This is a genomic window from Serratia sp. YC16 (assembly GCF_009707615.1).
In the GTDB taxonomy this organism is placed as follows: domain Bacteria; phylum Pseudomonadota; class Gammaproteobacteria; order Enterobacterales; family Enterobacteriaceae; genus Serratia; species Serratia surfactantfaciens.
In genome coordinates, this window is sequence record NZ_WLYN01000001.1 from 478,995 (window position 1) to 500,764 (window position 21,770).

Annotated in this window: 24 protein-coding genes; 17 read left to right on the plus strand and 7 right to left on the minus strand. The window is 59.7% G+C overall.

From position 1 onward, the window contains the following. The first annotated feature begins 15 nt into the window (after nucleotides 1-15). From GKN89_RS02210 to ogt, 8 genes are all read left to right on the plus strand, one after another. The gene (locus GKN89_RS02210; protein ID WP_019452622.1) at nucleotides 16-1,128 is read left to right on the plus strand and encodes an ABC transporter ATP-binding protein; all 1,113 of its coding nucleotides are present in this window, start codon (nucleotides 16-18) and stop codon (nucleotides 1,126-1,128) included. A gap of 20 nt (nucleotides 1,129-1,148) precedes the next feature. Beyond that, nucleotides 1,149-2,432, plus strand: a complete 1,284-nt coding sequence (locus GKN89_RS02215; RefSeq protein WP_154746271.1) for a Gfo/Idh/MocA family protein — start codon at nucleotides 1,149-1,151, stop codon at nucleotides 2,430-2,432. 18 nt (nucleotides 2,433-2,450) lie between these two features. Next, nucleotides 2,451-3,356: an ROK family protein gene (locus tag GKN89_RS02220; RefSeq protein ID WP_154746633.1), complete on the plus strand. Its 906-nt coding sequence runs from the start codon at nucleotides 2,451-2,453 to the stop codon at nucleotides 3,354-3,356. A 332-nt stretch (nucleotides 3,357-3,688) separates the two neighbouring features. Continuing rightward, entirely contained in the window at nucleotides 3,689-4,459 is a 771-nt protein-coding gene (gene agaR, locus GKN89_RS02225) for a transcriptional repressor AgaR (protein WP_019452625.1), read from the plus strand. Between the two features lie 25 nt (nucleotides 4,460-4,484). Further along, nucleotides 4,485-5,651 carry an SIS domain-containing protein gene (locus GKN89_RS02230; protein WP_154746272.1) on the plus strand — a complete coding sequence of 389 codons (1,167 nt, stop codon included), beginning with the start codon at nucleotides 4,485-4,487 and terminating at the stop codon, nucleotides 5,649-5,651. 9 nt (nucleotides 5,652-5,660) lie between these two features. Next, nucleotides 5,661-6,515, plus strand: coding sequence for a tagatose bisphosphate family class II aldolase (locus GKN89_RS02235; protein ID WP_063919547.1), 855 nt, complete (start codon nucleotides 5,661-5,663; stop codon nucleotides 6,513-6,515). Nucleotides 6,516-6,820: 305 nt separating this feature from the next. Next, complete coding sequence (locus GKN89_RS02240) at nucleotides 6,821-7,132, plus strand: hypothetical protein (protein ID WP_019452628.1); 312 nt, start codon at nucleotides 6,821-6,823, stop codon at nucleotides 7,130-7,132. 219 nt (nucleotides 7,133-7,351) lie between these two features. Further along, on the plus strand, nucleotides 7,352-7,882 hold the full coding sequence (ogt, locus tag GKN89_RS02245) for a methylated-DNA--[protein]-cysteine S-methyltransferase (RefSeq protein ID WP_154746273.1): 531 nt from the start codon (nucleotides 7,352-7,354) through the stop codon (nucleotides 7,880-7,882). On the opposite strand, the gene GKN89_RS02250 is transcribed toward ogt, so the two are convergent. Both GKN89_RS02250 and GKN89_RS02255 read right to left on the minus strand, forming a co-directional pair. After that, nucleotides 7,879-8,406 (minus strand): glycine zipper family protein, encoded by a 528-nt coding sequence (locus GKN89_RS02250; protein WP_154746274.1) that lies wholly within the window; start codon nucleotides 8,404-8,406, stop codon nucleotides 7,879-7,881. The two genes, ogt and GKN89_RS02250, sit on opposite strands and share 4 nt — an antisense overlap. Before the next feature lie 16 nt (nucleotides 8,407-8,422). Then, the gene (locus GKN89_RS02255; RefSeq protein ID WP_019452631.1) at nucleotides 8,423-8,758 is read right to left on the minus strand and encodes a hypothetical protein; all 336 of its coding nucleotides are present in this window, start codon (nucleotides 8,756-8,758) and stop codon (nucleotides 8,423-8,425) included. Nucleotides 8,759-9,151: 393 nt separating this feature from the next. On the opposite strand from GKN89_RS02255, the gene GKN89_RS02260 reads away from it, so the two are divergent. Continuing rightward, nucleotides 9,152-9,916, plus strand: coding sequence for an FNR family transcription factor (locus tag GKN89_RS02260; RefSeq protein WP_004938278.1), 765 nt, complete (start codon nucleotides 9,152-9,154; stop codon nucleotides 9,914-9,916). A 126-nt stretch (nucleotides 9,917-10,042) separates the two neighbouring features. Then, nucleotides 10,043-11,005 carry a universal stress protein UspE gene (gene uspE, locus GKN89_RS02265; RefSeq protein WP_019452632.1) on the plus strand — a complete coding sequence of 321 codons (963 nt, stop codon included), beginning with the start codon at nucleotides 10,043-10,045 and terminating at the stop codon, nucleotides 11,003-11,005. A 53-nt stretch (nucleotides 11,006-11,058) separates the two neighbouring features. Here the strand turns inward: uspE and pntB are convergent, their stop codons facing one another. The 3 genes from pntB to GKN89_RS02280 form a co-directional block, all read right to left on the minus strand. Further along, complete coding sequence (gene pntB / locus GKN89_RS02270; protein ID WP_025159771.1) at nucleotides 11,059-12,453, minus strand: Re/Si-specific NAD(P)(+) transhydrogenase subunit beta; 1,395 nt, start codon at nucleotides 12,451-12,453, stop codon at nucleotides 11,059-11,061. Nucleotides 12,454-12,463: 10 nt separating this feature from the next. Then, nucleotides 12,464-13,993, minus strand: a complete 1,530-nt coding sequence (gene pntA / locus GKN89_RS02275; protein ID WP_154746275.1) for a Re/Si-specific NAD(P)(+) transhydrogenase subunit alpha — start codon at nucleotides 13,991-13,993, stop codon at nucleotides 12,464-12,466. Nucleotides 13,994-14,142: 149 nt separating this feature from the next. Beyond that, nucleotides 14,143-14,412, minus strand: a complete 270-nt coding sequence (locus tag GKN89_RS02280; protein ID WP_154746276.1) for a hypothetical protein — start codon at nucleotides 14,410-14,412, stop codon at nucleotides 14,143-14,145. Between the two features lie 118 nt (nucleotides 14,413-14,530). Between GKN89_RS02280 and ydgH the strand changes: the two genes are divergently transcribed. Continuing rightward, nucleotides 14,531-15,481: a DUF1471 family protein YdgH gene (gene ydgH / locus GKN89_RS02285; protein WP_019452635.1), complete on the plus strand. Its 951-nt coding sequence runs from the start codon at nucleotides 14,531-14,533 to the stop codon at nucleotides 15,479-15,481. Here the strand turns inward: ydgH and GKN89_RS02290 are convergent. Next, nucleotides 15,474-15,668, minus strand: coding sequence for a hypothetical protein (locus GKN89_RS02290; RefSeq protein ID WP_139285520.1), 195 nt, complete (start codon nucleotides 15,666-15,668; stop codon nucleotides 15,474-15,476). The genes ydgH and GKN89_RS02290 overlap by 8 nt on opposite strands. A 57-nt stretch (nucleotides 15,669-15,725) precedes the next feature. Between GKN89_RS02290 and GKN89_RS02295 the strand changes: the two genes are divergently transcribed. From GKN89_RS02295 to GKN89_RS02305, 3 genes are all read left to right on the plus strand, one after another. Further along, the gene (locus GKN89_RS02295) at nucleotides 15,726-17,117 is read left to right on the plus strand and encodes an amino acid permease (RefSeq protein WP_063919549.1); all 1,392 of its coding nucleotides are present in this window, start codon (nucleotides 15,726-15,728) and stop codon (nucleotides 17,115-17,117) included. Between the two features lie 219 nt (nucleotides 17,118-17,336). Further along, nucleotides 17,337-17,822, plus strand: coding sequence for a hypothetical protein (locus GKN89_RS02300; protein ID WP_063919550.1), 486 nt, complete (start codon nucleotides 17,337-17,339; stop codon nucleotides 17,820-17,822). 33 nt (nucleotides 17,823-17,855) lie between these two features. Beyond that, nucleotides 17,856-18,251 carry a pyridoxamine 5'-phosphate oxidase family protein gene (locus tag GKN89_RS02305; protein WP_019452639.1) on the plus strand — a complete coding sequence of 132 codons (396 nt, stop codon included), beginning with the start codon at nucleotides 17,856-17,858 and terminating at the stop codon, nucleotides 18,249-18,251. 104 nt (nucleotides 18,252-18,355) lie between these two features. On the opposite strand, the gene GKN89_RS02310 is transcribed toward GKN89_RS02305, so the two are convergent. After that, a complete protein-coding gene (locus tag GKN89_RS02310; RefSeq protein ID WP_074054123.1) occupies nucleotides 18,356-18,766 on the minus strand; it encodes a hypothetical protein in 411 nt (136 codons plus the stop codon). A 184-nt stretch (nucleotides 18,767-18,950) separates the two neighbouring features. Between GKN89_RS02310 and folM the strand changes: the two genes are divergently transcribed. The 3 genes from folM (at nucleotide 18,951) to rstB (ending at nucleotide 21,770) form a co-directional block, all read left to right on the plus strand. Next, nucleotides 18,951-19,673: a dihydromonapterin reductase gene (folM, locus tag GKN89_RS02315; RefSeq protein WP_019452641.1), complete on the plus strand. Its 723-nt coding sequence runs from the start codon at nucleotides 18,951-18,953 to the stop codon at nucleotides 19,671-19,673. Between the two features lie 70 nt (nucleotides 19,674-19,743). Then, nucleotides 19,744-20,469, plus strand: coding sequence for a two-component system response regulator RstA (gene rstA / locus GKN89_RS02320; RefSeq protein WP_019452642.1), 726 nt, complete (start codon nucleotides 19,744-19,746; stop codon nucleotides 20,467-20,469). Then, nucleotides 20,466-21,770 (plus strand): two-component system sensor histidine kinase RstB, encoded by a 1,305-nt coding sequence (gene rstB / locus GKN89_RS02325; protein WP_019452643.1) that lies wholly within the window; start codon nucleotides 20,466-20,468, stop codon nucleotides 21,768-21,770. Before rstA ends, rstB begins: the two co-directional genes overlap by 4 nt.

Consider the following 21,770-nt stretch of genomic DNA (forward strand, 5'->3'; position numbering starts at 1 on the left):
GACAAGGTAAACGACATGGCCGGAATTCAGTTAAACAGCGTTAAAAAAGTCTACCCCAACGGTTTCCACGCGCTGCACGGCGTTGATTTGGACATCGAGGACGGGGAATTTATGGTGTTCGTCGGCCCGTCAGGCTGCGCCAAATCCACCCTGCTACGGATGATCGCCGGGCTGGAGAGCGTCAGCGAGGGGCAGATCCTGATCCACGATCGCTGCGTCAACGACAGCATGCCGAAGGATCGCGGCATCGCCATGGTGTTCCAGAACTATGCGCTGTACCCGCACATGACGGTGTACAAGAACATGGCGTTCGGTCTGATCGGCAAAGAAAGCAAGGCCGAGATCGACCGCCGGGTGCGCGACGCGGCGGAAAAACTGGAGATCACCAACCTGCTGCAGCGCAAGCCGGGCCAGCTCTCCGGCGGCCAGTGTCAGCGGGTGGCAGTCGGCCGCGCCATCGTGCGTAAACCCAAGGTGTTTCTGTTTGACGAGCCGCTGTCCAACCTCGATGCCAAGCTGCGGGTGTCGATGCGCGTGCAGCTGATCGAACTGCACAATCAACTGAAGCAGGAAGGCGCCGCTGCCACCATGGTGTACGTCACCCACGATCAGGTCGAAGCGATGACCATGGGCGACCGCATTTGCGTGATGAACCGCGGCGCCATCATGCAGGTGGATAAACCGATCAACCTGTATCACCACCCCGCCAACCGTTTCGTCGCCGAGTTTATCGGCAGCCCGTCGATGAACCTGCACGATCTGGCGATCGTGCGCGACGGCCAAACGGTGCGGCTGCGCATCGGCCTGCAGCATCAGCTCGATCTGCCGCCTGCGCTGCAACGGCAATTGGCGGACTACCCGCATGCGCGGGTGTGCCTCGGCATCCGGCCGGAGTCCCTGCGGCTGTGCACGCCCGGCAGCGCCAACTGTTTCCCGGCGCAGATCGTCACTATCGAGCGCATGGGCAACGAAGAGCTGTTGCACTGCGAACTGGCCGACCTGCGCTTCGTGCTGCGCATGGCATCGCTGCCGGATTGGGAACCGCGCCTCGGCGAAAACATTCATCTGGCATTCGATCTGACGCGCGCACATTTGTTCGACGAGCTCAGCGGCCAAAACCTCAAATAACAACAGCGGAGTATCCAGCAATGTCGTCAACACAACCCAACAGCTTTGCCCATCGCCCGGTGCGGGTGCTGGTGGTCGGCGCCGGGGCGCGCGGTGAGATCTACTCGCGCTATGCGCTGGCGCATCCCGATTTGATGCAGGTGGTGGCGGTAGCGGAACCGCGCGACGCTTACCGCGAGCAGTTCGTGGCGCAGCATGCCATCGCGCCGGAAAACGTCTTCACCGACTGGCGCCAGGCCGCCGACGCCGGCAAGCTGGCCGACGCGGTGCTGATCTGCACCCAGGATCAGATGCATCTGGAGCCGGCGCTGGCCTTCGCCCGCCAGGGCTACGCCATGCTGCTGGAAAAACCGCTGTCGCCGGACGCCGACGAGTGCCGCGCCATCGTCGCCGAGGTGGTGCGCCAAAAGCTGATCTTCTCGGTCGGCCACGTGCTGCGCTATACCCGCTATACCCAGAAGCTCAAGCAGTTGCTGCGCGACGGCGCGATCGGCGATATCGTCAGCCTGCAGCACTTGGAACCGGTCGGCTACTGGCACCAGGCGCACTCCTTCGTGCGCGGCAACTGGCGCAACGATCAACAGGCCGCTTTTATGCTGCTGCAGAAATCCTGCCACGATATCGACTGGATCCGCTACGTGATGGAGCAACCCTGTGAGCAAGTCAGCTCCTTCGGCAACCTGCGCCATTTCCGCCGGGAAAACCAACCGGCCGGCGCGGCGGACAACTGCCTGGATTGCGCGGTAGAGGCGTCCTGCCCCTATTCCGCCAAGCGCATCTATCTGGGCGACGACCACAAGGCCACGCCCGGTTTTCTGCGGGTGCTGACGCCGGAACCCGACCAGACGACGCTGCGGGCGGCACTGCGCGACGGCCCTTACGGCCGCTGCGTCTACCGCTGCGACAATAATGTGGTCGACCATCAGGTGGTCAACATGCAGTTCGCCGGCGGCCGCACCGCGTCGTTCACCATGACAGCCTTTACCCGCCACGAAGATCGCCATACCCGCATCTTCGGTAGCCGTGGCTGCCTGGAGGGCGACGGCCGCCATATTCGCATCACCTCGTTCCTCGACGACGGCGAAACGCATTACGACACCGACGCCGGCCAGGATCTGCACGCCATGGCCGGGCACGGCGGCGGCGACTACTACCTGATGCAGCACTTTATCGCGGCCATTCGCGCCAACGATCCGAGCCAGGTGCTGGCCGGCCCGACGGAAGCGCTGGAGAGCCATCTGATGGTGTTCGCCGCCGAACGCGCGCGCCGCGAAGCGGCGGTGATCGCCCTGAACGGAGCCTGAAGCATGGCGATGAGAGAGATGCATTACGGTTTCGACATCGGCGGCACCAAGATAGAAATGGCCGCATACGATCGCCGGCTCAATCAGGTGATGATCCAACGGGTGCGCACCCCAACCGGCGATTACGGCGAGTTCGTGGCCTGTATCGCCGGGCTGGTTGACCAGGCGGATCGCGAGCTGCATACGCGCGGCAGCATCGGCATCGGTTTACCGGGGATCACCGATCCCGTCAGCCGCCGCCAGTTAGCGGTCAACGTGCCTTGCCTGACCGGCCATTGCCTGGCGGATGACCTGACGCAGGCGTTGGCGCGGCCTATCGCCATCGAGAACGACTGCCGCTGCTTCGCGCTGTCGGAAGCCAGCACGCCGCAAACCGCGCACCTGCCGTTGGTGTTCGGCGCCATCATCGGCACCGGCGCCGGCGGCGGCCTGGTGGTGAACCGGCAACTGCATAAAGGGCGCAACGGCGTGGCGGGCGAATGGGGCCATATGCCGATATCGGCCCAGCTGGCGCAACGTTACGATCTGCCGCTGTTCAGCTGCAACTGCGGGCTGACCGGCTGCTTTGAACGCTACGTCTCCGGCAGCGGGCTGCTGGCGCTGAGCCGCCATTTTGCCCATCCGGCCGCCGACGTGCCGTCGCTGGTCGCCAGCTACCGCGCCGGTGATCCGCTCGCGCAGCAGCTGATGGCCCTCTACGTCGATATTCTGGCCAGCGCGCTGGCCGGCTTACAGCTGCTGTTGGACGTCGATGCCTTCGTGCTTGGCGGCGGGCTGTCGAACGTCGGTGAGCTGTACCGGCTGCTGCCGCCGGCGATGCGGCGCTGGCTGCTGCCGGGCGTGGAACCCGCGGCGGTGTTCCCGCCGGTGCACGGTGACAGCAGCGGCGTGCGCGGCGCGGCGCTTTTACACGCGGCAGCATAAAAAAACAGTGAAAGCCCGGCGGCTGCCGAACGATCGCTGCGGCTTTCGTCATCGACGGAGCGAATGAATAACCGCCGAGAATTGTCGACTGAAAAATAACGAATTTGCCGTTTTCACTTTGCGTTAACCCCGCTTTCGGTTAGTGCTCAATCGAAAGCAAAATAAAATATAACCAACTGATAGATATAGATATTTTAAAATTAATCGATTGCATTTCAGTGTTTCGTTTGCTGTAATTCGCCACGAACAACTGAAAGCGCTCCGGTCAGCATCGCTGCGGCTTATTAAGCCGCGGACGGGCACGGCTACAGGTAAATCAGGAGTCTGCGTTAATGATCAATACCGCAAAACGCCGGGAATTAATTATCGACCAGCTGTGCCGCGAGGGCTCGGTGCGTGTGGAGCAGCTCAGCCAGCAGTTTTCGGTGTCCAGCGTCACCATCCGCAGCGATCTGCGTCAGCTGGAACAGCACGGCTGTGCGGTGCGCGCCTACGGCGGCGCCATGTTGAACAAACAGTTCGCCTTCGACCGCCCGCTGCAGGACAAGGGCCGCATCAACCGCGACGTGAAACACGCCATCGCCTGCGCGGCGGCGGCGCTGATCGAAGACGGCGACGCCGTCATCCTCGACTCCGGCTCCACCACCAGCCAGATGGCGCCGCAGCTGGCGGGGAAAAAGGATCTGGTGGTGATGACCAACGCGCTGAATATCGCCTTCGAACTGGCCAACAACGAGCAGATCGATCTGATGGTGGTCGGCGGCAGCGTACGCCGCAAAGCCTGGTCGTTGTACGGCCCCGCCGCTGAACAGCAGCTGCGCCAGTACCGCTTCGACAAACTGTTTCTCGGCGTCGACGGTTTCGATCTGGCGGGCGGCATCACTACGCCGGATCCGGGCGAAGCGCAGCTCAACCGGGTGATGTGTGAAGTGGCGCGCGAAGTGATCGCCATCGCCGACGCCAGCAAATTCGGCCGCACAAGCTTTTGCATGATCCGCGAAGTCGGCCAGATCCACCGCCTGGTCACCGACAGCCGTATTCCGGCGCACTACCTGCAGGCGCTGCACCATTTAGGGATCGACGTGATTATCGCCGACCGTTAACCGAGGCTTTTAAGGAGTTGTCATCATGAATGCGTATTTCTCTTACGAGGCGGATTGGCTGAAGCAGCGCAACGCCTGGCACACCGCCGCAGAGATTTGGCAGCAGCCGGACCTGTGGGCGGCGCTGCACCGGCAGCTGCAGGATCAACAGGCGCAGTGGCAGCCGTTCCTCGCGCCGCTGTTGGCCAATCCTCGGCTGCAAATCGTGCTGTGCGGCGCCGGCAGTTCGGCGTTCGCCGGCCGGGCTCTGGCGCCCTGGCTGCGCGAACGCACCGGCCGCGACGTAGTGGCCTACGGCACCACCGATATCGTCGCCAACCCGCTGCAGTTCCTCGACCCTGAACGGCCGACGCTGCTGGTGTCCTTCGCCCGCTCGGGCAACAGCCCGGAAAGCGTGGCGACGGTGGAACTGGCCGATCAGCTGCTGCCGGAAAGCTATCACCTGATGCTGGTGTGCAACCCGGACAGCCGGCTGGCGCAGTATGCGCATCGGCGCGATAACGTCTGTTCGCTGGTGATGCCGCAGGGCTCCAACGATCAGAGCTTCGCCATGACCTCCAGCTTCAGCTGCATGATGCTGAGCGCCGCGCTGCTGCTCGGCCCAATATCGCTTGAGGCCGCCCAGGCGCCGCTGCACGCCATGGTGCAGCGCTGCCGTGAACTGTGCAAAACGCTGCAGCCGCAGGTAAAGGCACTGGCTGCCAGCGGCTTCCGCCGCTACATCACCCTCGGCGGCAGCTGCTTCACCGGCCTGGCCGAAGAGGCCTCGCTCAAGATGCTGGAGCTCACCGCCGGGCGAATCGTGACACGCTACGACTCGCCGCTCGGTCTGCGCCACGGCCCTAAATTTATGGTCGACGGCCAGACATTGGTGGTGCTGATGTTCTCGCACGACGACTACGCCCGTCAGTATGACCGCGACCTGTGGAACGAACTGCAGCGCGACGGGCTGGCGATGCAGTTGGTCGGATTGACCGGCGAACGTCAACCGCTATCCGATGCCCTGCTGAATCTGCACAACGCGGCAGACGATATCTGGCTGCTGTTCCCGTATCTGCTGTTCACCCAGATGCTGGCCTTCGAGAGTTCGCTGGCGTTGGGGCTCACCCCGGACAACCCGTGCCCGACCGGTGAAGTCAACCGGGTGGTGAAAGGCGTGACGATTTACCGTTTTCCCTCCCCTGAGCTGTAAGGAGATCCCATGTATCTGATAGCCAACCGAGAAATGCTGCTCAAGGCGCAGCGCCAGGGTTACGCCGTGCCGGCGTTTAACGTCCACAATCTGGAAACCGTGCAGGTGGTGGCGGAGACCGCCGCCGAACTGCGCTCGCCGGTAATCATGGCCGGCACGCCCGGCACCTTCAGCTATGCCGGCACCGACTACCTGATCGGCATCTGCCAATCTGCCGCGCACCGCTACGATCTGCCGCTGGCGCTGCACCTGGATCATCATGAAGAGCTGGACGACATTGAGCACAAGGTAAAAAGCGGCATTCGCTCGGTGATGATCGACGGCTCCCACTTGCCGTTCGAACAGAACATCGCCAAGGTAGCCGCCGCGGTCGCCCTGTGTCACCGCTACGGCGCCAGCGTGGAGGCGGAGCTGGGCCGGCTGGGCGGGCAGGAAGACGATTTGATCGTCGATACGGCGGACAGCTTCTATACCGATCCGGCCGCCGCGCGCGAGTTTGTTGCCGCCACCGGCATCGACTCACTGGCGGTGGCGATCGGTTCCGCCCACGGCCTGTACCACGGCGAACCCAAGCTGGATTTTGAGCGCCTGGCGCGGATCCGCGAGCAGGTGGACGTGCCGTTGGTGCTGCACGGCGCCTCCGGCATTCCGGAAGCGATGGTCAAGCGAGCGATCTCGCTCGGCGTCTGTAAGGTCAACGTCGCCACCGAATTGAAAATTGCCTTCGCCGATGCGGTAAAAAGCTACTTTTCGCAGCACCCGGACGCCAACGATCCGCGCAAATACATCGTCCCTGGCAAACTGGCGATGAAAGAAGTGGTGGCGGAAAAGATCCGCATCTGCGGCAGCAGCGGCATGCTGTAATCCCGCTATCGCCCCCGGTTCATACGGCCGCAACGCGGGGGCGAACACGCCGCACGCTTCCCGCCTTTCCTGAGAGAACGATCACAGCCTTTTCACCCACTCGCGCCAGAAATCATTAACTGGCCTTCACTATGATCCAAATCATGGTTTTACTCATCCTACCTCCCTATTATCAAATTCATTGGATGCAGGCAGTAGGATTTTTGCCCATTCGTTTTTATTTCGCCAGGCGAAATAGCTTATTTGATAAAAACAAGCACGCTTGTTTTTAATTGGCAGTGTTTTTACTCTGAAAGGAACAGCGTATGAACCATTACTTAGCCGTATTAAGCGCATTGGTCATTCTGCCCTTCGCTCTGCACGCAAAAGCGCTCCCCGGAAGTCAGGTCGCCTCCGGCGTCGTACGCTTCACCGGCGCCATCACCACGCCGGCCTGCACCATCAAACATCAGGATGAACAACTCATCTCCAACTGTTTCGGTAAGGTGACGGAAAACCGCAACGGTTATATTTCCTCTTCGTTAAAAGAAATGCCAAAAGAATTAGTTTCCGCTGTCACCAGCGAGATAGTAAATAACGACCCACACTTGAAACGCGTGACCATCAGCTATAAATAACCCCAAAGAGTTAATGCTTGATTGAATAATCAACAAGTCATGCCCCGCCCCAATGACTTATAAATTTATTTTATAAATTTACTGAACAATGACTACCCGCCTTACCGTGAGCCGACTATTCGGGCAACTCCAGGGTTGCCCATCAGCATGTCCGAAATCCGCCATCGCTTCCTCCGCTTTCATGCAATAATCGCCTCACTAAACCGAGGAGTGATCCAGATGCAGACTTTTTTGATTGATCGTACCGCGACGCCGGTGGGAGAACTGGTGTTGATTGCCGATGAACAGGGGCGCCTGCGGGCGGTTGACTGGACCGATCACGAAGCGCGCCTGATGAAGCTGCTGAATACGCATTACCGCGCCGATCGCTTCACTCTGCGCGCCCAGCGCGATCCAAGCGGGTTGACCGACGCCATGCAGCGCTATTTCGCCGGGGAACTGAGCATTATCGATCGGCTGCCGGTGATGACCGCCGGCACCGAGTTCCAACGCACCGTGTGGCAACAGCTGCGCCAAATTCCCTGCGGCGAGATCCTGACCTACGGCCAGCTGGCGCAACGCATCGGTCGCCCGACCGCTTCGCGCGCGGTCGGCATGGCCAACGGTTCCAATCCGATCAGCATCGTCGTCCCCTGCCACCGGGTCATAGGCTCTCAGGGCGCGTTGACCGGCTATGCCGGCGGCGTACAGCGCAAACAGTGGCTGCTGCAACACGAAGGTTACCTGCCGCAGGATCTGCTCTCGCACTAACGCGGCACATAATCCGGCGGCACGCCATCCGCCGGGGCGGCGGGATAGTAGTCCGGCGGCACCGGCGATGAGCTGGCGTCACCGTAACCATAGGCCACCGGCACCTTGTTGCCTTTGGCGTACATGCATTGCGTATACACGGTATCGTAGCTGTCTTGCAGATCGCCGCTGCTGCGCCAGGCCGAGTTGTTGGCCATCGCGCTGCCGACCAACAACCCACCGCCGGCGCCGACCAACGCGCCGGGGCCGGCATGACCGGATGCAGCGCCGATCAACGCCCCCGCCGCCGCACCGACGGCCGTGCCCGCCACTGCGGTGCCCGCCGCCGAATTGGCCGCCGTTTGCGCGCCGCCGCCAAGGCTGTTTTGCGCATAGCCGCGGCAAATCGCCTCATCGCGATTGAACTGTTCGTAGCTTTTTCCCGTGCCGGGCAATACCGTCACCTCCGGCCCGGAAGGCGCAGAGACGCAGCCGGCCAACAGCCCGGCCAGCGCCACTATCGGGAAAGCAAAAGAGTGTTTCATCACGCACCACCTGGGATCACCGGGATAACGAACCGTCTGGCACCACTTTCATCCAACCGTCGGGACAACGCGGCACCTGCGGGTAATAGCCCGCCGGCCGGCGGCAGTAGTAAGCGTAACTCGGCGGCTTTTCGATATAGGTCTGCGGCGGCGGCGGCGTGACATACACTACCGGCGGCGGCGGATAGTAGAGCGGCGGTGGCCCCCAGGGCACGCCAATCACCACGCGCGGCCCACCATAGTAGTAACCGTGCCGGTAGTAACCGTGGCCGTAATAGCCGTGGGCGAAGGCGGCGGCGCTGGCCGTCATCAACACCCCCGCGGCCGCCATCAACAATATGCGCTTTTTCATCATCCACTCCCGAACAGGATGGTTCACCTGCCTTTCTGACCTTCAGCTTAACGCCGATGTGGCGCGGCTTTGCGGTTGGGATTCAGATGAATGCGACAAGCTTTCGCCAGCAGATGTGTCAAAGGATGATTGATTCACGCCGCTAAAATTCGCCGATGCGCGCAGCAGAACCGCCCCACGACGATCGCCACGCCTCGCGACGCCGAAAAGGCAACCGCACGTTGCGCATAAGTGCCAAATAAATCTAGCGACGTCAGCGTGATACAGAATAATCGGCGGCATGTGTGCGCAAAATTCGCACACAATACCCCTATTCATGCTAATGCCACCCTTATCAGCTGCAGCAAAAGATGTTAAAATTGACTCATATCAATTATTGAATGAGCGTAATCTATGATCCCGGAAAAACGCGTGATTCGTCGTATCCAGTCTGGTGGTTGTGCGATCCATTGCCAGGACTGCAGCATCAGCCAGCTGTGCATTCCTTTCACCCTTAATGCCCACGAGCTGGACCAGCTCGACAACATTATCGAGAGAAAGAAGCCCATCCAGAAAGGCCAGACTTTGTTCAAGGCCGGCGACGAGCTGAAATCGCTGTACGCGATCCGTTCCGGGACCATCAAAAGCTACACCATCACCGAGCAAGGCGATGAGCAGATCACCGGCTTCCATCTGGCGGGCGACCTGGTCGGCTTCGACGCCATCGGCGGCCTGAAGCACCCAAGTTTCGCTCAGGCGCTGGAAACCTCGATGGTGTGCGAGATCCCGTTCGAGACCCTCGACGATCTGTCCGGCAAAATGCCTAACCTGCGTCAGCAGATCATGCGGCTGATGAGCGGCGAGATCAAAGGCGACCAGGACATGATCCTGCTGCTGTCGAAGAAAAACGCCGAAGAGCGCCTGGCGGCGTTCGTTTATAACCTGTCGCGCCGCTTCGCGGAGCGCGGCTTCTCACCGCGCGAGTTCCGTTTGACCATGACCCGCGGCGACATCGGCAACTACCTTGGCCTGACGGTGGAAACCATCAGCCGCCTGCTGGGCCGCTTCCAGAAAAGCGAAATCCTCAGCGTGAAAGGCAAATACATCACCATCGAAAACGCCGACGCGCTGTCGGTGCTGGCCGGCACGCCGCGCATCAACGTGACCGTCAACGCCTGATCCCCCTGCCGGATCAACATTTCACCGAAATTGTTGATCCGGCACGCTTCTGTTGTTGTTCTGTTTTTCAATGTTGGGTTACTCTGTAAATTAACAGACTGTTGATTTCAGCTGTAAGGAGGCCCTATGGCGAAGTATCAGAATCTTCTGGTGGCTATTGACCCCAATCAGGACGATCAGCCGGCATTGCGTCGCGCCGTGTACCTGGTGAAAAGGAATGGTGGGCGCATCAAAGCCTTCCTGCCCATTTATGACTTCTCTTACGAAATGACGACCCTGCTCTCCCCGGACGAAAGAACGGCGATGCGGCAAGGTGTGATCAGCCAACGCGCCGCCTGGATCAACGAGCAGTGCCGTTTCTATCTCAACGACGGCGTGCCGATCGAAATCAAAGTGGTCTGGCATAACCGCCCCTTCGAAGCCATCATTCAGGAAGTGCTTTCCGGCCAACATGACCTGTTGCTGAAAATGGCGCACCAGCACGACCGGCTGGAGTCAGTGATCTTCACCCCCACCGATTGGCACCTGCTGCGCAAATGCCCTTGTCCGGTGTGGATGGTGAAAGACCAGCCCTGGCCGGAAGGCGGTAAAGCGCTGGTGGCGGTCAACCTGGCCAGCGAAGAGCCCTATCACGATCCGCTCAATATCAAACTGGTGCAAGAAACCGTCGAACTGGCGCAAAACGTCAATCAGACCGAGGTTCATCTGGTTGGCGCTTACCCCGTTACCCCGATCAACATCGCCATCGAGCTGCCCGATTTCGATCCCAGCGTCTACAACGATGCCATTCGTGGCCAGCATCTGATCGCCATGAAAGCGCTGCGGCAGAAATTCTGCATCAAGGAAGAGTTCACCCACGTGGAGAAAGGCCTGCCGGAAGAGGTCATCCCCGATCTGGCCGAGCACCTGCAGGCCGGCGTGGTGGTTCTGGGCACCCTGGGCCGCACCGGCATTTCGGCCGCCTTTATCGGCAACACGGCGGAACATGTGATCGACCATCTGAAATGCGATCTGCTGGTGATTAAACCGGAAAACTTCACCTGCCCGATCGAGGCGGATGAAGATGATGAACACGACGACGAAGATTAAGCTTCGCGCATAAAAAATGGGCCGCTTAGCGGCCCATTTTTTTGGTTGCCCAATTACTTCTGCAGCGCCCGTAGAATCGCTTCCACGCTGTCTTTGGCGTCGCCGAACAGCATTTGGGTATTCTCCTTGAAGAACAGCGGGTTCTGCACGCCGGCATAGCCGGTGTTCATCGAGCGTTTGAACGCGATCACGTTCTGCGCTTTCCACACTTCCAATACCGGCATGCCGGCGATCGGGCTGCGCGGATCTTCCAGCGCCGCCGGGTTCACCGTGTCGTTGGCGCCGATCACCAGCACGGTATCGGTATCCGGGAAATCGTCGTTGATCTCATCCATCTCCAACACCACGTCGTACGGCACCTTGGCTTCCGCCAGCAGCACATTCATGTGACCCGGCAAACGCCCCGCGACCGGGTGAATGCCGAAACGCACCTTCACGCCCCGCGCGCGCAGTTTCTCGGTGATTTCCGCCACCGGATATTGCGCCTGCGCCACCGCCATGCCGTAGCCTGGGGTGATGATCACCGACGTGGAGTTCTTCAACTGCTCGGCCACCTCTTCCGCCGTGGTTTCGCGGTATTCGCCCATCTCTTCGGCATCGCCGGTAGACGAACCATCACTACCGAAACCGCCGGCGATCACGCTGATAAACGAGCGGTTCATCGCCTTACACATGATGTAAGACAGGATGGCCCCCGAAGAACCCACCAGTGCGCCGGTGACGATCAGCAGATCGTTGCTCAGCATGAAGCCCGCCGCGGCGGCGGCCCACCCCGAGTAGGAGTTGAGCATCGAGACCACCACCGGCATGTCGGCACCACCGATCGACGCCACCAGATGCCAACCGAACGCCAGCGCGATCGCCGTCATCAGCAGCAGCGTCACTACCTGCCAGCCCACGCTGTCGGTACGCACAAATGCCACCAGCAACAGGAACGAGATCACCAGCGCCGCCAGGTTCAGTTTGTGGCGATTCGGCAGCATCAGCGGCTTGGAAGAGATGATGCCGCGCAGCTTGCCGAAAGCGACGATCGAACCGGTAAAGGTCACGGCGCCGATAAAGATGCCGAGAAACACTTCGGTCAGATGGATATTCGCCATCACCGGCTCCATCGGCGCGCCGTGATCCAGGTAGCTGTTGAAGCCGACCAGCACCGCGGCCAGGCCGACGAAGCTGTGCAGCACCGCCACCAGTTCCGGCATTTCGGTCATCTCGACCTTTTTCGCCAGATAGACGCCGATCGAGCCGCCGATGATCATGGCGATGATGATCCAGCCGACGTTGCCGGAATCCGGCCCGAGAATGGTGGCGATCAGCGCAATCGCCATACCGGCGACGCCGAACAGGTTGCCCTGTTTCGACGTTTCGTGGCGCGACAGGCCCGCCAGGCTGAAAATAAACAAAATAGCGGCAACAATGTATGCAGCTGTAACCAATCCTCCAGACATTTGCTACCCCTTAGTTCTTGCGGAACATCTTCAGCATGCGCTGAGTGACGGTGAACCCACCGAAAATATTGATGCTGGCGATCAGCACGGCGATAAAGGAGAGGAAACTCACCCAGCCGCCATGCCCGATCTGCAGCAGCGCACCGACCACGATAATCCCCGAGATCGCGTTGGTGACCGACATCAGCGGGGTATGCAGCGCATGGCTGACGTTCCAGACCACGTAGTAACCGACCACGCAGGCCAGCGCAAACACGGTTAAGTGCGACAGGAACTCTTTCGGCGCCGCGTCCGCCAGCCAGCCGAACAGCAGGATCGCCAGAGCCATCAGGCCGTACTTCAGCCACGGCGAGGTCGGTTTGGCTTCAGGTTTGGCGGCCGGTGCGGCGGCGGGTGCCGCTTTCGGCTGGGCGGAAACCTGGATCGGTGGCGCCGGCCAGGTGATTTCACCGCTGCGCACCACGGTGACGCCACGGATCACCGTATCGTCGAAATCGATGTCAATCTCGCCGTTTTTCTCTTTCGACAGCAGCTTGAGCAGGTTAACCAGGTTGGTGCCGTACAGCTGCGAAGATTGCGTCGGCAGGCGGCTCGGCAGGTCGGTATAGCCGATGATTTTCACGCCGTTGTCGGTCACGGTGATGGTGTCGGCCACCGTCAGTTCGCAGTTGCCGCCGGTTTGCGCCGCCAGATCGACGATCACGCTGCCCGGCTTCATCGACGCCACCATCTCTTTGGTGATCAGCTTCGGTGCCGGTTTGCCCGGGATCAGCGCGGTGGTGACGATGATGTCGACCTCCGCCGCCTGCGCGGCGAACAGCGCCATCTCGGCCTTGATGAAGGCTTCGGACATCACTTTGGCGTAACCGTCACCGCTGCCCGCTTCCTCTTCAAAATCCAGCTCGAGGAATTCCGCCCCCATGCTCTGCACCTGCTCTTTCACTTCCGGGCGGGTGTCGAAGGCGCGCACGATGGCGCCGAGGCTGCCCGCGGCACCGATCGCCGCCAGGCCGGCCACGCCGGCGCCGATGATCATCACCTTGGCCGGCGGCACTTTGCCGGCGGCGGTGATCTGACCGGTGAAGAAGCGGCCGAACTCATGCGCCGCTTCGACAATCGCGCGGTAACCGGCGATGTTGGCCATCGAGCTCAGCGCATCCATCGACTGGGCGCGCGAGATGCGCGGTACCGAGTCCATCGCCAGCGCGGTGACGTTGCGCGCCGCCAGCTTGGCCATCAGCTCGGGATTTTGCGCCGGCCAGATAAAGCTGACCAGCGTGCTGCCCTCACGCATCAAGGCGATCTCGTCGTCTTGCGGCGCGTTGACTTTCAGGATCAGATCCGACTGCCACACTTCGCTTTCGTCGACCAGCGCCGCGCCGGCGGCTTCATAGGCGACGTCCTCAAAACTGGCCAGTTTGCCCGCCCCGCGTTCAATCGCGACGGTAAAACCCAGCTTCAGCAGTTGTTCCACCGTTTTCGGCGTGGCTGCGACCCGGGCTTCATTGGCCAACCGCTCTCTTGGTACACCAATACGCATAATGTTCCCTTCTCACCTGTCTTGGATGATGTTTATTATTTTCCTGCCCATAGCACGGCGCCGCCGGCGAGCGTTGCGTTAACTTGCTCGCACTGATTTCAGGCGCCAACTATAACCTACTGAAAATAAGGTCGATGATCCATAATTGCTTACGCATTCAGCCCTGTTTTTACATAAAAACGCCGCACGCGATATGACAAATCGCAATTTACAGTGAAAAAATCCATACAGAACAGCACATTCTGCGTGACAAGAGGTTTACGCCCGGCGTAACGATTTATGGCCGCACGCGGCGCAAAAGCATAAAAGTTATCATTTTGTGAATAATTAACATTAATGACACCAAAGCCGTTATTATGGAAACTTATGACGGCGGCGCCATCCGTGCGACCCGCGTCACCTTCGGCGATTTGTCGCACGGGATAACATAAAATGCTGAGACAGTTTTCAGAATTACATGTAATAATCGACGGCTGAATTACACTTAAACAGTTCAGTACGTTATAAACGTTAATGCGCTAGGCGAAAGGATTTTTTATGAAGCTGAAGACCACGATCATCGCGTCAGCCTTGTTATCACTCACCGCGCTGTCTGCTCAAGCTGCGCAAGAGTTAACTCCTGAGAAAGCAGCGGCGCTGAAGCCGTTTGATCGCATCACGATTACCGGCCGCTTCAATGCCATCAATGAAGCCGTCGACGCCGTATCCCGCCGTGCAGACAAACTGGGTGCCGATTCCTTCTATATCCAGGACACCAACAACAGCAACAACGGCGGCAACTGGCGCGTCACCGCAGACCTTTATCATAAAGATGCGCCAGAAGTGAGCAAAACACCAAAATACCGCGTATTTAACGGCGTGAATGAACTGCCTAAAGATGAAGCCTACCTGCTGGAGCCTTACGATACCGTGAGCGTCAGCGGCTTCTACCGCAGCCAGCCGGACATCAACGACGCCATCTCCAAAGAAGCGAAGAAAAAAGGCGCCGCCTCGTTCTTTATCGTGCGCCAGGTTGACGCCAACTCCGGCGGCAACCAGTTCGTCACCGCGTACATCTATAAGGCCGATGCGCCGAAACGCCGTGTGCAGAGCCCGGACGCCATCCCGGCCGACTCTGACGCCGGCCGCGCCGCCCTGGCCGCCGGTGGCGCCGAAGCCGCGAAAGTCGAAATTCCTGGCGTCGCGTCTTCCGGTTCGCCAAGCCGCGACGTGGGCCGTTTCTTCGAAACCCAGTCCTCTACCGGCCAGCGCTATACCGTCACGCTGCCTAACGGCACCAAGATCCAGGAAGTGAACAACGTGACCGCCGCGCAGATGGTGCCGTTCGATTCCGTCACCTTCACCGGCCACTTCAACAGCATGACCGACGTGTCTACCGAAGTGGCGAAACGCGCGGCCGAGAAAGGCGCCAAGTACTACCACGTCACTCGCCAGTGGCAGAACAAGAGCGGCGGCAACCTGACCGTCAGCGCCGATCTGTTCAAATAAAACCCGCTTTTCGGTTTACCATCGGGCAGCCCTTGAGCTGCCCGTTTTTATTGCCGCTCTTTTCGCCCACCGTTGAATAGTTTTTTGTAAATTCCGCATATTCAATCATTGCATCTCTAATCATCCCTCCGTAGAATTTGCGCCAATTTTTAGGGCTATTGTCTATTCGCGCAGTGGTTGTTAACACATTGTTGCCGCCAAGCAGTTCCCTTCCAGTTGTTTATTCTGCGTTCAGGATCCGTCATTGGAAAAAAAACTCGGTCTTACCGCGCTAACCGCTTTGGTGCTCAGCTCAATGCTGGGCGCCGGCGTGTTCAGTCTGCCGCAAAATATGGCGCAGGTCGCCAGCCCCGCCGCACTGTTGCTGGGTTGGGGGATCACCGGCGTCGGCATTCTGTTTTTGGCCTTCGCCATGCTGCTGCTTACGCGTCTGCGTCCGGATCTGGACGGCGGCATCTTCACCTACGCTAAAGAAGGGTTCGGCGAGCTGATGGGCTTCTGCTCCGCCTGGGGCTACTGGCTGTGCGCCGTGATCGCCAACGTTTCGTATCTGGTGATCGTGTTCGCGGCGCTGAGTATTTTCACCGATCGCGGCGGCGACGTTATTCTCGGTGACGGCAATACCTGGCAGGCGCTGATCGCCGAATCCGCCCTGCTGTGGATCGTGCACGCGCTGGTGCTGCGCGGCGTGCAAACCGCCGCCAGCATCAACCTGGCGGCCACCCTCGCCAAGCTGCTGCCGCTGGGCATGTTCGCCGTTCTGGCGGCGATCGCCTTCAAAATGGACGTGTTTACGCTGGATTTCAAGGGTGTCGCCCTCGGCAAGCCGGTATGGGAACAGGTCAAGGACACCATGCTGATCACCCTGTGGGTGTTTATCGGCGTGGAAGGCGCCGTGGTGGTTTCCGCCCGCGCCCGCAATAAAAAAGACGTGGGCCGCGCCACCATGCTGGCGGTACTGTCGGCGCTGGCGGTGTATCTGATGGTCACGCTGCTGTCGCTGGGCGTGGTGCCGCGCAGCGAACTGGCCGAAATGCGCAACCCGTCGATGGCGGTGCTGATGGTGGAACTGATCGGCCCATGGGGAGACGTGCTCATTGCCGCCGGTCTGATCATTTCCGTTTGCGGCGCCTACCTGAGCTGGACCATCATGGCGGCGGAAGTGCCGCTGCTGGCCGCGCAGCACGGTGCGTTTCCACGCGTATTCGGCAAGCAGAACCGCCATCACGCCCCGTCCTCTTCGCTGTGGCTGACCAACATCGCCGTACAGCTGGCGCTGGTGTTGATCTGGCTGACCGGCAGCAACTACAACTCGCTGTTGACCATCGCTTCGGAAATGATCCTGGTGCCTTACTTCCTGGTCGGCGCGTTTCTGTTTAAGGTGGCGTACCGCCGCCGCGACAAACGCCTGATCTTCGCCGCCACCGGCGCCTGCATCTATGGTTTGTGGCTGCTGTACGCTTCGGGGCTGATGCACCTGCTGATGTCGGTGCTGCTGTATGCGCCGGGTCTGCTGGTGTTCATGTATGCCCGCCGCGGCCATCGCGATATCAATCTGCTGAACCGCCTGGAAAAAGGCAGCATCCTCTTGCTGCTGGTGGCCACGCTGCCTGCCGGCTGGTTTATGCTGCATTAAGATGACCTGCCAGTGCGGCTGCCCGTCAGCCGCATTATTGCCTCTTTCCCTTCTACCTCTTTCCCTCTGCCTTTGCATCATCAGACATGCGCCGCGCTTGCGATCTTAAATGCAATTAATTATCATTATCATCTAAGCATTAACGGTAAAGACGCGAGTGCCCCACTGCCGAGAGGCGTCGGAGGCGGGTTAAGACAGGCTGAAAATGGAAGGCATTTCATGGCTGAAAAACTGCTGCACGCATTACCTTTATTTACCACCTGGGAAGCGCTGATCGCCGAGGGCAACGCGGCGTTTAATCAGCAGCACGATCGCCAGGCGATGGCGAGCTACCAACAGGCGCTCGAGGTCGCTCAGGCCATCATCGCCGAAAAACCCTGGCTGAATGCGGAATATACCGCCAGATTTGAAGCGCCCAATATCTTCGAATCTGCCCTTGCCGCGCTGATCGTCACATTCAACAACATCACCCATCTGCGCCTGCGGCAAAAGCCCCTTCGTGGCGTCGAACTGCACGTGCATCAGGCCCGAGTCGCCGTCGAAGGGCTGCTGGGCGATACCTCGCTGTGCGAACAGATGCAGCAGATCGCCGAACGGCACCTGCTGCGCTTCAGGATTGAAACCCTGCACTTACTGCGCGAACACCGGCTGCCGGAAACCAGCGTCTGTGCGTCTGCCGCCAGCCATTCCGCCACCGTGCATTAAAAACGTCACGCTGACATGAGGAGCGATCGGCAAATGAATGAATTGAATGACGAGATGAAGAAGATGCTGGCTAAGCAGCTGCCTGTGCAGGCGACCAGCAGCCCAAACGGCGTGCCGGATATCGGCCCCAAGCGCTCTTTGCGCCTCTATGATGATCGTACGCTGATTTATAACGAAAATACCGGCGGCCAAACGCTGCAAAACATCAAGGAAGGCTCGAAAATGGCCGTGGTGGTCATCGATCGCGAGGCGCTGGACGGTTACCGCTTCGTTGGCACGCCCGAACTGTGCCAGACGGGCAAGCCGTTTGACGATGCGCTGACGTTTGCAGAAAAAAACGGGATGAAACCGCCGAAATACGCGGTGTTAATTCATATAGACAGTATTTATACCCTGCGCTCCGGCCCCAATGCCGGAACCCGACTCTAGAAGCCGCCGGGCATCACGCCGCGTGAAACTTCACGCTCATGGTCAGGGCATCGCGGTGTGCCAATGGCCTGACCATGAGCGAGCGGCCGGGCCGATGTGCCCGGTCAGCTTTTAGGAGGAAGGGTAACGGTCATGCGCTCACCCACCAGGGCGATCGCAACGCCTTGCGCACACTCTTTCTGAATCGCCGCCAGCTGTTGCGTTTCCAGCGCATAAGGCAACTGAATGTCAAATACCGCCAGGCCCTGCTGCTGCGCCAGGTCAATCAGGCGAACGATGTTGGTTTCATCGCTGACCTGGGTCGACACCACCTGCAGCGCCAACTCTTTCAACTGCTCTTTGCGCGTTTGTGACGTGGTCACGCGCGATTTCAACACCATGCCGAAGATCGGCATCACACCATAAATAGCATCAACAAAGCGCCAGTGCTTCCTGCACGATGCGGACAGAAAATCCATGTAGTCGAAACAGATTTTCTCACTGCGCGCGATGGATGCAAGGTGATTGCTGTTCATCCCCTCATTCCTCTCATGGCCAGTGTTAACCCGTGGTCTTTCAAGCCGCCGCCGGACGGCAACCTGAAATGCATTGGGGATCTTACATCCAGAAATGGATAATCATGCGAAGCTTTAACGACTTTCCGCCGTATGATGGCATAATTCCCCTATTGTTTGCCAGTCTGTCCAGGAGCTTTAATCAATGGAACACCCCAACTCCGCCCCGGTGCTGATTACCGGCGGCGCGCGGCGCATAGGGCTGGCGCTCGCCAGAGCGTTTCTTCAGCGCGGCGTTCCCGTCATCATCGCCTATCGCAGTGAATATCCGGCGATGACCGAGTTGCAAGCCTTGGGCGCCTGCTGCATTCAGGGCGACTTTTCCACCCATGAAGGCATCTACCGTTTCGCCGACCAGGTGCGGCAGGTCGCGCCCAAGCTGCGCGCGGTGATCCACAACGCCAGCGCCTGGCAAGCCGAATCGCCGGAAGTGCCGCCGGAACAGGTGATGGCGGCGATGCTGCAAATTCACGTCTACACGCCCTATTTGCTCAACCAACTGCTCGAACCCTGCCTGACCGGTCAGGGCCAGGCCGGCGCCGACATTATCCATCTGACCGACTACGTGGTGGAAAAAGGCAGCGACAAGCACATCGCCTACGCCGCCAGCAAGGCCGCGCTGGACAATATGACCCGCTCGTTCGCCCGCAAGCTGGCTCCGGAGGTCAAGGTCAACGCCATCGCCCCGGCGCTGATCATTTTCAATCCGGGCGACGATGAAGCCTACCGCCAACAGGCGCTGGCGAAATCGCTGATGAAGGTGGCGCCGGGCGAGAGCGAAGTGGTCAATCTGGTGAACTACCTGCTGGAAAGCCGCTACGTTACCGGCCGTACTCACGGCGTCGACGGCGGCCGGCCGCTGCGCTAAAGATCCGCATGGCGCATCTTCACGGGCCGCGCTATGCTGAAATCCGCTTTTCTTATTAAAACACGGGCATATGCATAAAATTGTTTTTGTGGAAGACGATCCGGAAGTCGGCAAACTGATTGCCGCCTATTTGGGCAAACACGATATCGAGGTGCTGATCGAACCGCGCGGCGACAGCGCACAGGCGCGCATCGAGCGCGAGCAACCCGATCTGGTGCTGCTGGACATCATGCTGCCCGGCAAAGACGGCATGACGCTGTGCCGCGATCTGCGCCCCACTTTCCCCGGCCCAATCGTGCTGCTCACCTCGCTCGACAGCGACATGAACCATATCCTGTCGCTGGAGATGGGCGCCAACGACTACATCCTGAAAACCACGCCGCCGGCGGTATTGCTGGCGCGCCTGCGTTTGCACCTGCGCCAACACAGCCAGCAGCCGAAAGAAGAGTCGGTTCAGCCGCTCACGCAACACAACGCGCTGCATTTCGGATTGCTGTGCATCGATCCGGTCAACCGTCAGGTCTCGCTCGGCGAAGAAACCGTCACCCTGTCCACCTCGGACTTCGATTTGCTGTGGGAGCTGGCGACCCATGCCGGGCAGATCATGGATCGCGAGGCGCTGCTGAAAAACCTGCGCGGCGTGAGCTACGACGGTATGGACCGCAGCATCGACGTGGCGATCTCCCGCCTGCGCCGCAAACTGTACGACAACGCGCTGGAGCCGTTCCGCATCAAAACGGTGCGCAACAAGGGTTATCTGTTCGCCCCTAACGCCTGGGCATCGGTGCAACAATGAGAAAACTTTTCGTCCAGTTCTTCCTGTTGCTGTTCGTCTGTTTTCTGGTGATGGCGATGCTGGTCGGCCTGGTGTACAAAGTGACCGCCGAGCGCGCCGGCCGCCAGTCGATGGACGATCTGATGAAAAGCTCGCTGTACCTGATGCGCAGCGAGCTGCGCGAAATCCCGCTGAAGGACTGGAACAAAACCATCGCCACGCTGGATCTCAACCTGTCGTTCAAACTGCATATCGAACCGCTCGGCAAACAGGAGCTGAGCGAAGATCTGAAAAAACGGCTGCGGCTGGGGGAGATCATCGCCCTCGACGATCAATACACCTTCATGCAGCGCATCCCGCGCAGCCACTATGTCCTGGTCGTCGGCCCGATTCCTTATCTGTTCTACCTGCATCAGATGCGCCTGCTGGATCTGGTATTGCTGGTGTTTATCGGCATGTCGCTGGCGCTGCCGGTGTTCCTGTGGATGCGGCCGCACTGGCAAGATCTGCTCAAGCTGGAAAACGCCGCCCAACGCCTCGGCGCCGGGCATCTGGATGAGCGCACCCATTTCGATCCCACTTCCAGCCTGAGCCGGCTTGGGGTTGCATTCAACCAGATGGCGGACAACGTCAACACCCTGATCGCCAGCAAGAAACAGTTGATCGACGGCATCGCTCACGAGCTGCGTACGCCGCTGGTCCGCCTGCGTTACCGGCTCGAGATGAGCGATAACCTGTCCGAAAGCGAACAGCAGGCGCTGAACCGCGATATCGGCCAGCTGGAATCGCTGATCGACGAACTGCTGACCTATGCCCGTCTGGACCGCCCGCAAGTTGCGTTAAACATCGAGCCCATCGATCTGCCAAAGTGGCTCGAGGACAAGGTCGATGATATCCGTCTTATTCATCAGGAACGCGACATCCAGCTCGATATTCCGCACGTCGGCGACTTCGGCGGCGTCGATCTGCGCCTGATGGAACGCGTGCTCGACAACCTGGTCAACAATGCGCTGCGCTATTCCGAGCAGCGCCTGCGCGTTGGCCTGTGGTTTGACGGCGATCTCGCCTGTTTGCAAGTCGAAGACGACGGGCCGGGCATTCCGCCGGAAGAGCGCGAACGGGTGTTCGAGCCTTTCGTCCGCCTCGATCCCAGCCGCGATCGCGCCACCGGCGGCTGCGGGCTGGGGTTGGCCATCGTCCATTCCATCGCCGTCGCCTACCAGGGACAGGTGTTCGTTGAAGGCAGTTCGCTCGGCGGCGCCAGCTTCCGCTTCTGCTGGCCGGTGAAGCCGACATTCAGTTTAAAAGCCGATCTGGCGTAA

What these genes read in the sequence shown, in the direction of transcription:
- GKN89_RS02210 (WP_019452622.1), top strand. Translation starts at nt 16, where the DNA reads ATGGCCGGAATTCAGTTAAACAGCGTTAAAAAAGTCTACCCCAACGGT.
- GKN89_RS02215 (WP_154746271.1), top strand. Translation starts at nt 1,149, where the DNA reads ATGTCGTCAACACAACCCAACAGCTTTGCCCATCGCCCGGTGCGGGTG.
- GKN89_RS02220 (WP_154746633.1), top strand. Translation starts at nt 2,451, where the DNA reads ATGCATTACGGTTTCGACATCGGCGGCACCAAGATAGAAATGGCCGCA.
- agaR (WP_019452625.1), top strand. Translation starts at nt 3,689, where the DNA reads ATGATCAATACCGCAAAACGCCGGGAATTAATTATCGACCAGCTGTGC.
- GKN89_RS02230 (WP_154746272.1), top strand. Translation starts at nt 4,485, where the DNA reads ATGAATGCGTATTTCTCTTACGAGGCGGATTGGCTGAAGCAGCGCAAC.
- GKN89_RS02235 (WP_063919547.1), top strand. Translation starts at nt 5,661, where the DNA reads ATGTATCTGATAGCCAACCGAGAAATGCTGCTCAAGGCGCAGCGCCAG.
- GKN89_RS02240 (WP_019452628.1), top strand. Translation starts at nt 6,821, where the DNA reads ATGAACCATTACTTAGCCGTATTAAGCGCATTGGTCATTCTGCCCTTC.
- ogt (WP_154746273.1), top strand. Translation starts at nt 7,352, where the DNA reads ATGCAGACTTTTTTGATTGATCGTACCGCGACGCCGGTGGGAGAACTG.
- GKN89_RS02250 (WP_154746274.1), bottom strand. Translation starts at nt 8,406, where the DNA reads ATGAAACACTCTTTTGCTTTCCCGATAGTGGCGCTGGCCGGGCTGTTG.
- GKN89_RS02255 (WP_019452631.1), bottom strand. Translation starts at nt 8,758, where the DNA reads ATGAAAAAGCGCATATTGTTGATGGCGGCCGCGGGGGTGTTGATGACG.
- GKN89_RS02260 (WP_004938278.1), top strand. Translation starts at nt 9,152, where the DNA reads ATGATCCCGGAAAAACGCGTGATTCGTCGTATCCAGTCTGGTGGTTGT.
- uspE (WP_019452632.1), top strand. Translation starts at nt 10,043, where the DNA reads ATGGCGAAGTATCAGAATCTTCTGGTGGCTATTGACCCCAATCAGGAC.
- pntB (WP_025159771.1), bottom strand. Translation starts at nt 12,453, where the DNA reads ATGTCTGGAGGATTGGTTACAGCTGCATACATTGTTGCCGCTATTTTG.
- pntA (WP_154746275.1), bottom strand. Translation starts at nt 13,993, where the DNA reads ATGCGTATTGGTGTACCAAGAGAGCGGTTGGCCAATGAAGCCCGGGTC.
- ydgH (WP_019452635.1), top strand. Translation starts at nt 14,531, where the DNA reads ATGAAGCTGAAGACCACGATCATCGCGTCAGCCTTGTTATCACTCACC.
- GKN89_RS02300 (WP_063919550.1), top strand. Translation starts at nt 17,337, where the DNA reads ATGGCTGAAAAACTGCTGCACGCATTACCTTTATTTACCACCTGGGAA.
- GKN89_RS02305 (WP_019452639.1), top strand. Translation starts at nt 17,856, where the DNA reads ATGAATGAATTGAATGACGAGATGAAGAAGATGCTGGCTAAGCAGCTG.
- GKN89_RS02310 (WP_074054123.1), bottom strand. Translation starts at nt 18,766, where the DNA reads ATGAACAGCAATCACCTTGCATCCATCGCGCGCAGTGAGAAAATCTGT.
- folM (WP_019452641.1), top strand. Translation starts at nt 18,951, where the DNA reads ATGGAACACCCCAACTCCGCCCCGGTGCTGATTACCGGCGGCGCGCGG.
- rstA (WP_019452642.1), top strand. Translation starts at nt 19,744, where the DNA reads ATGCATAAAATTGTTTTTGTGGAAGACGATCCGGAAGTCGGCAAACTG.
- rstB (WP_019452643.1), top strand. Translation starts at nt 20,466, where the DNA reads ATGAGAAAACTTTTCGTCCAGTTCTTCCTGTTGCTGTTCGTCTGTTTT.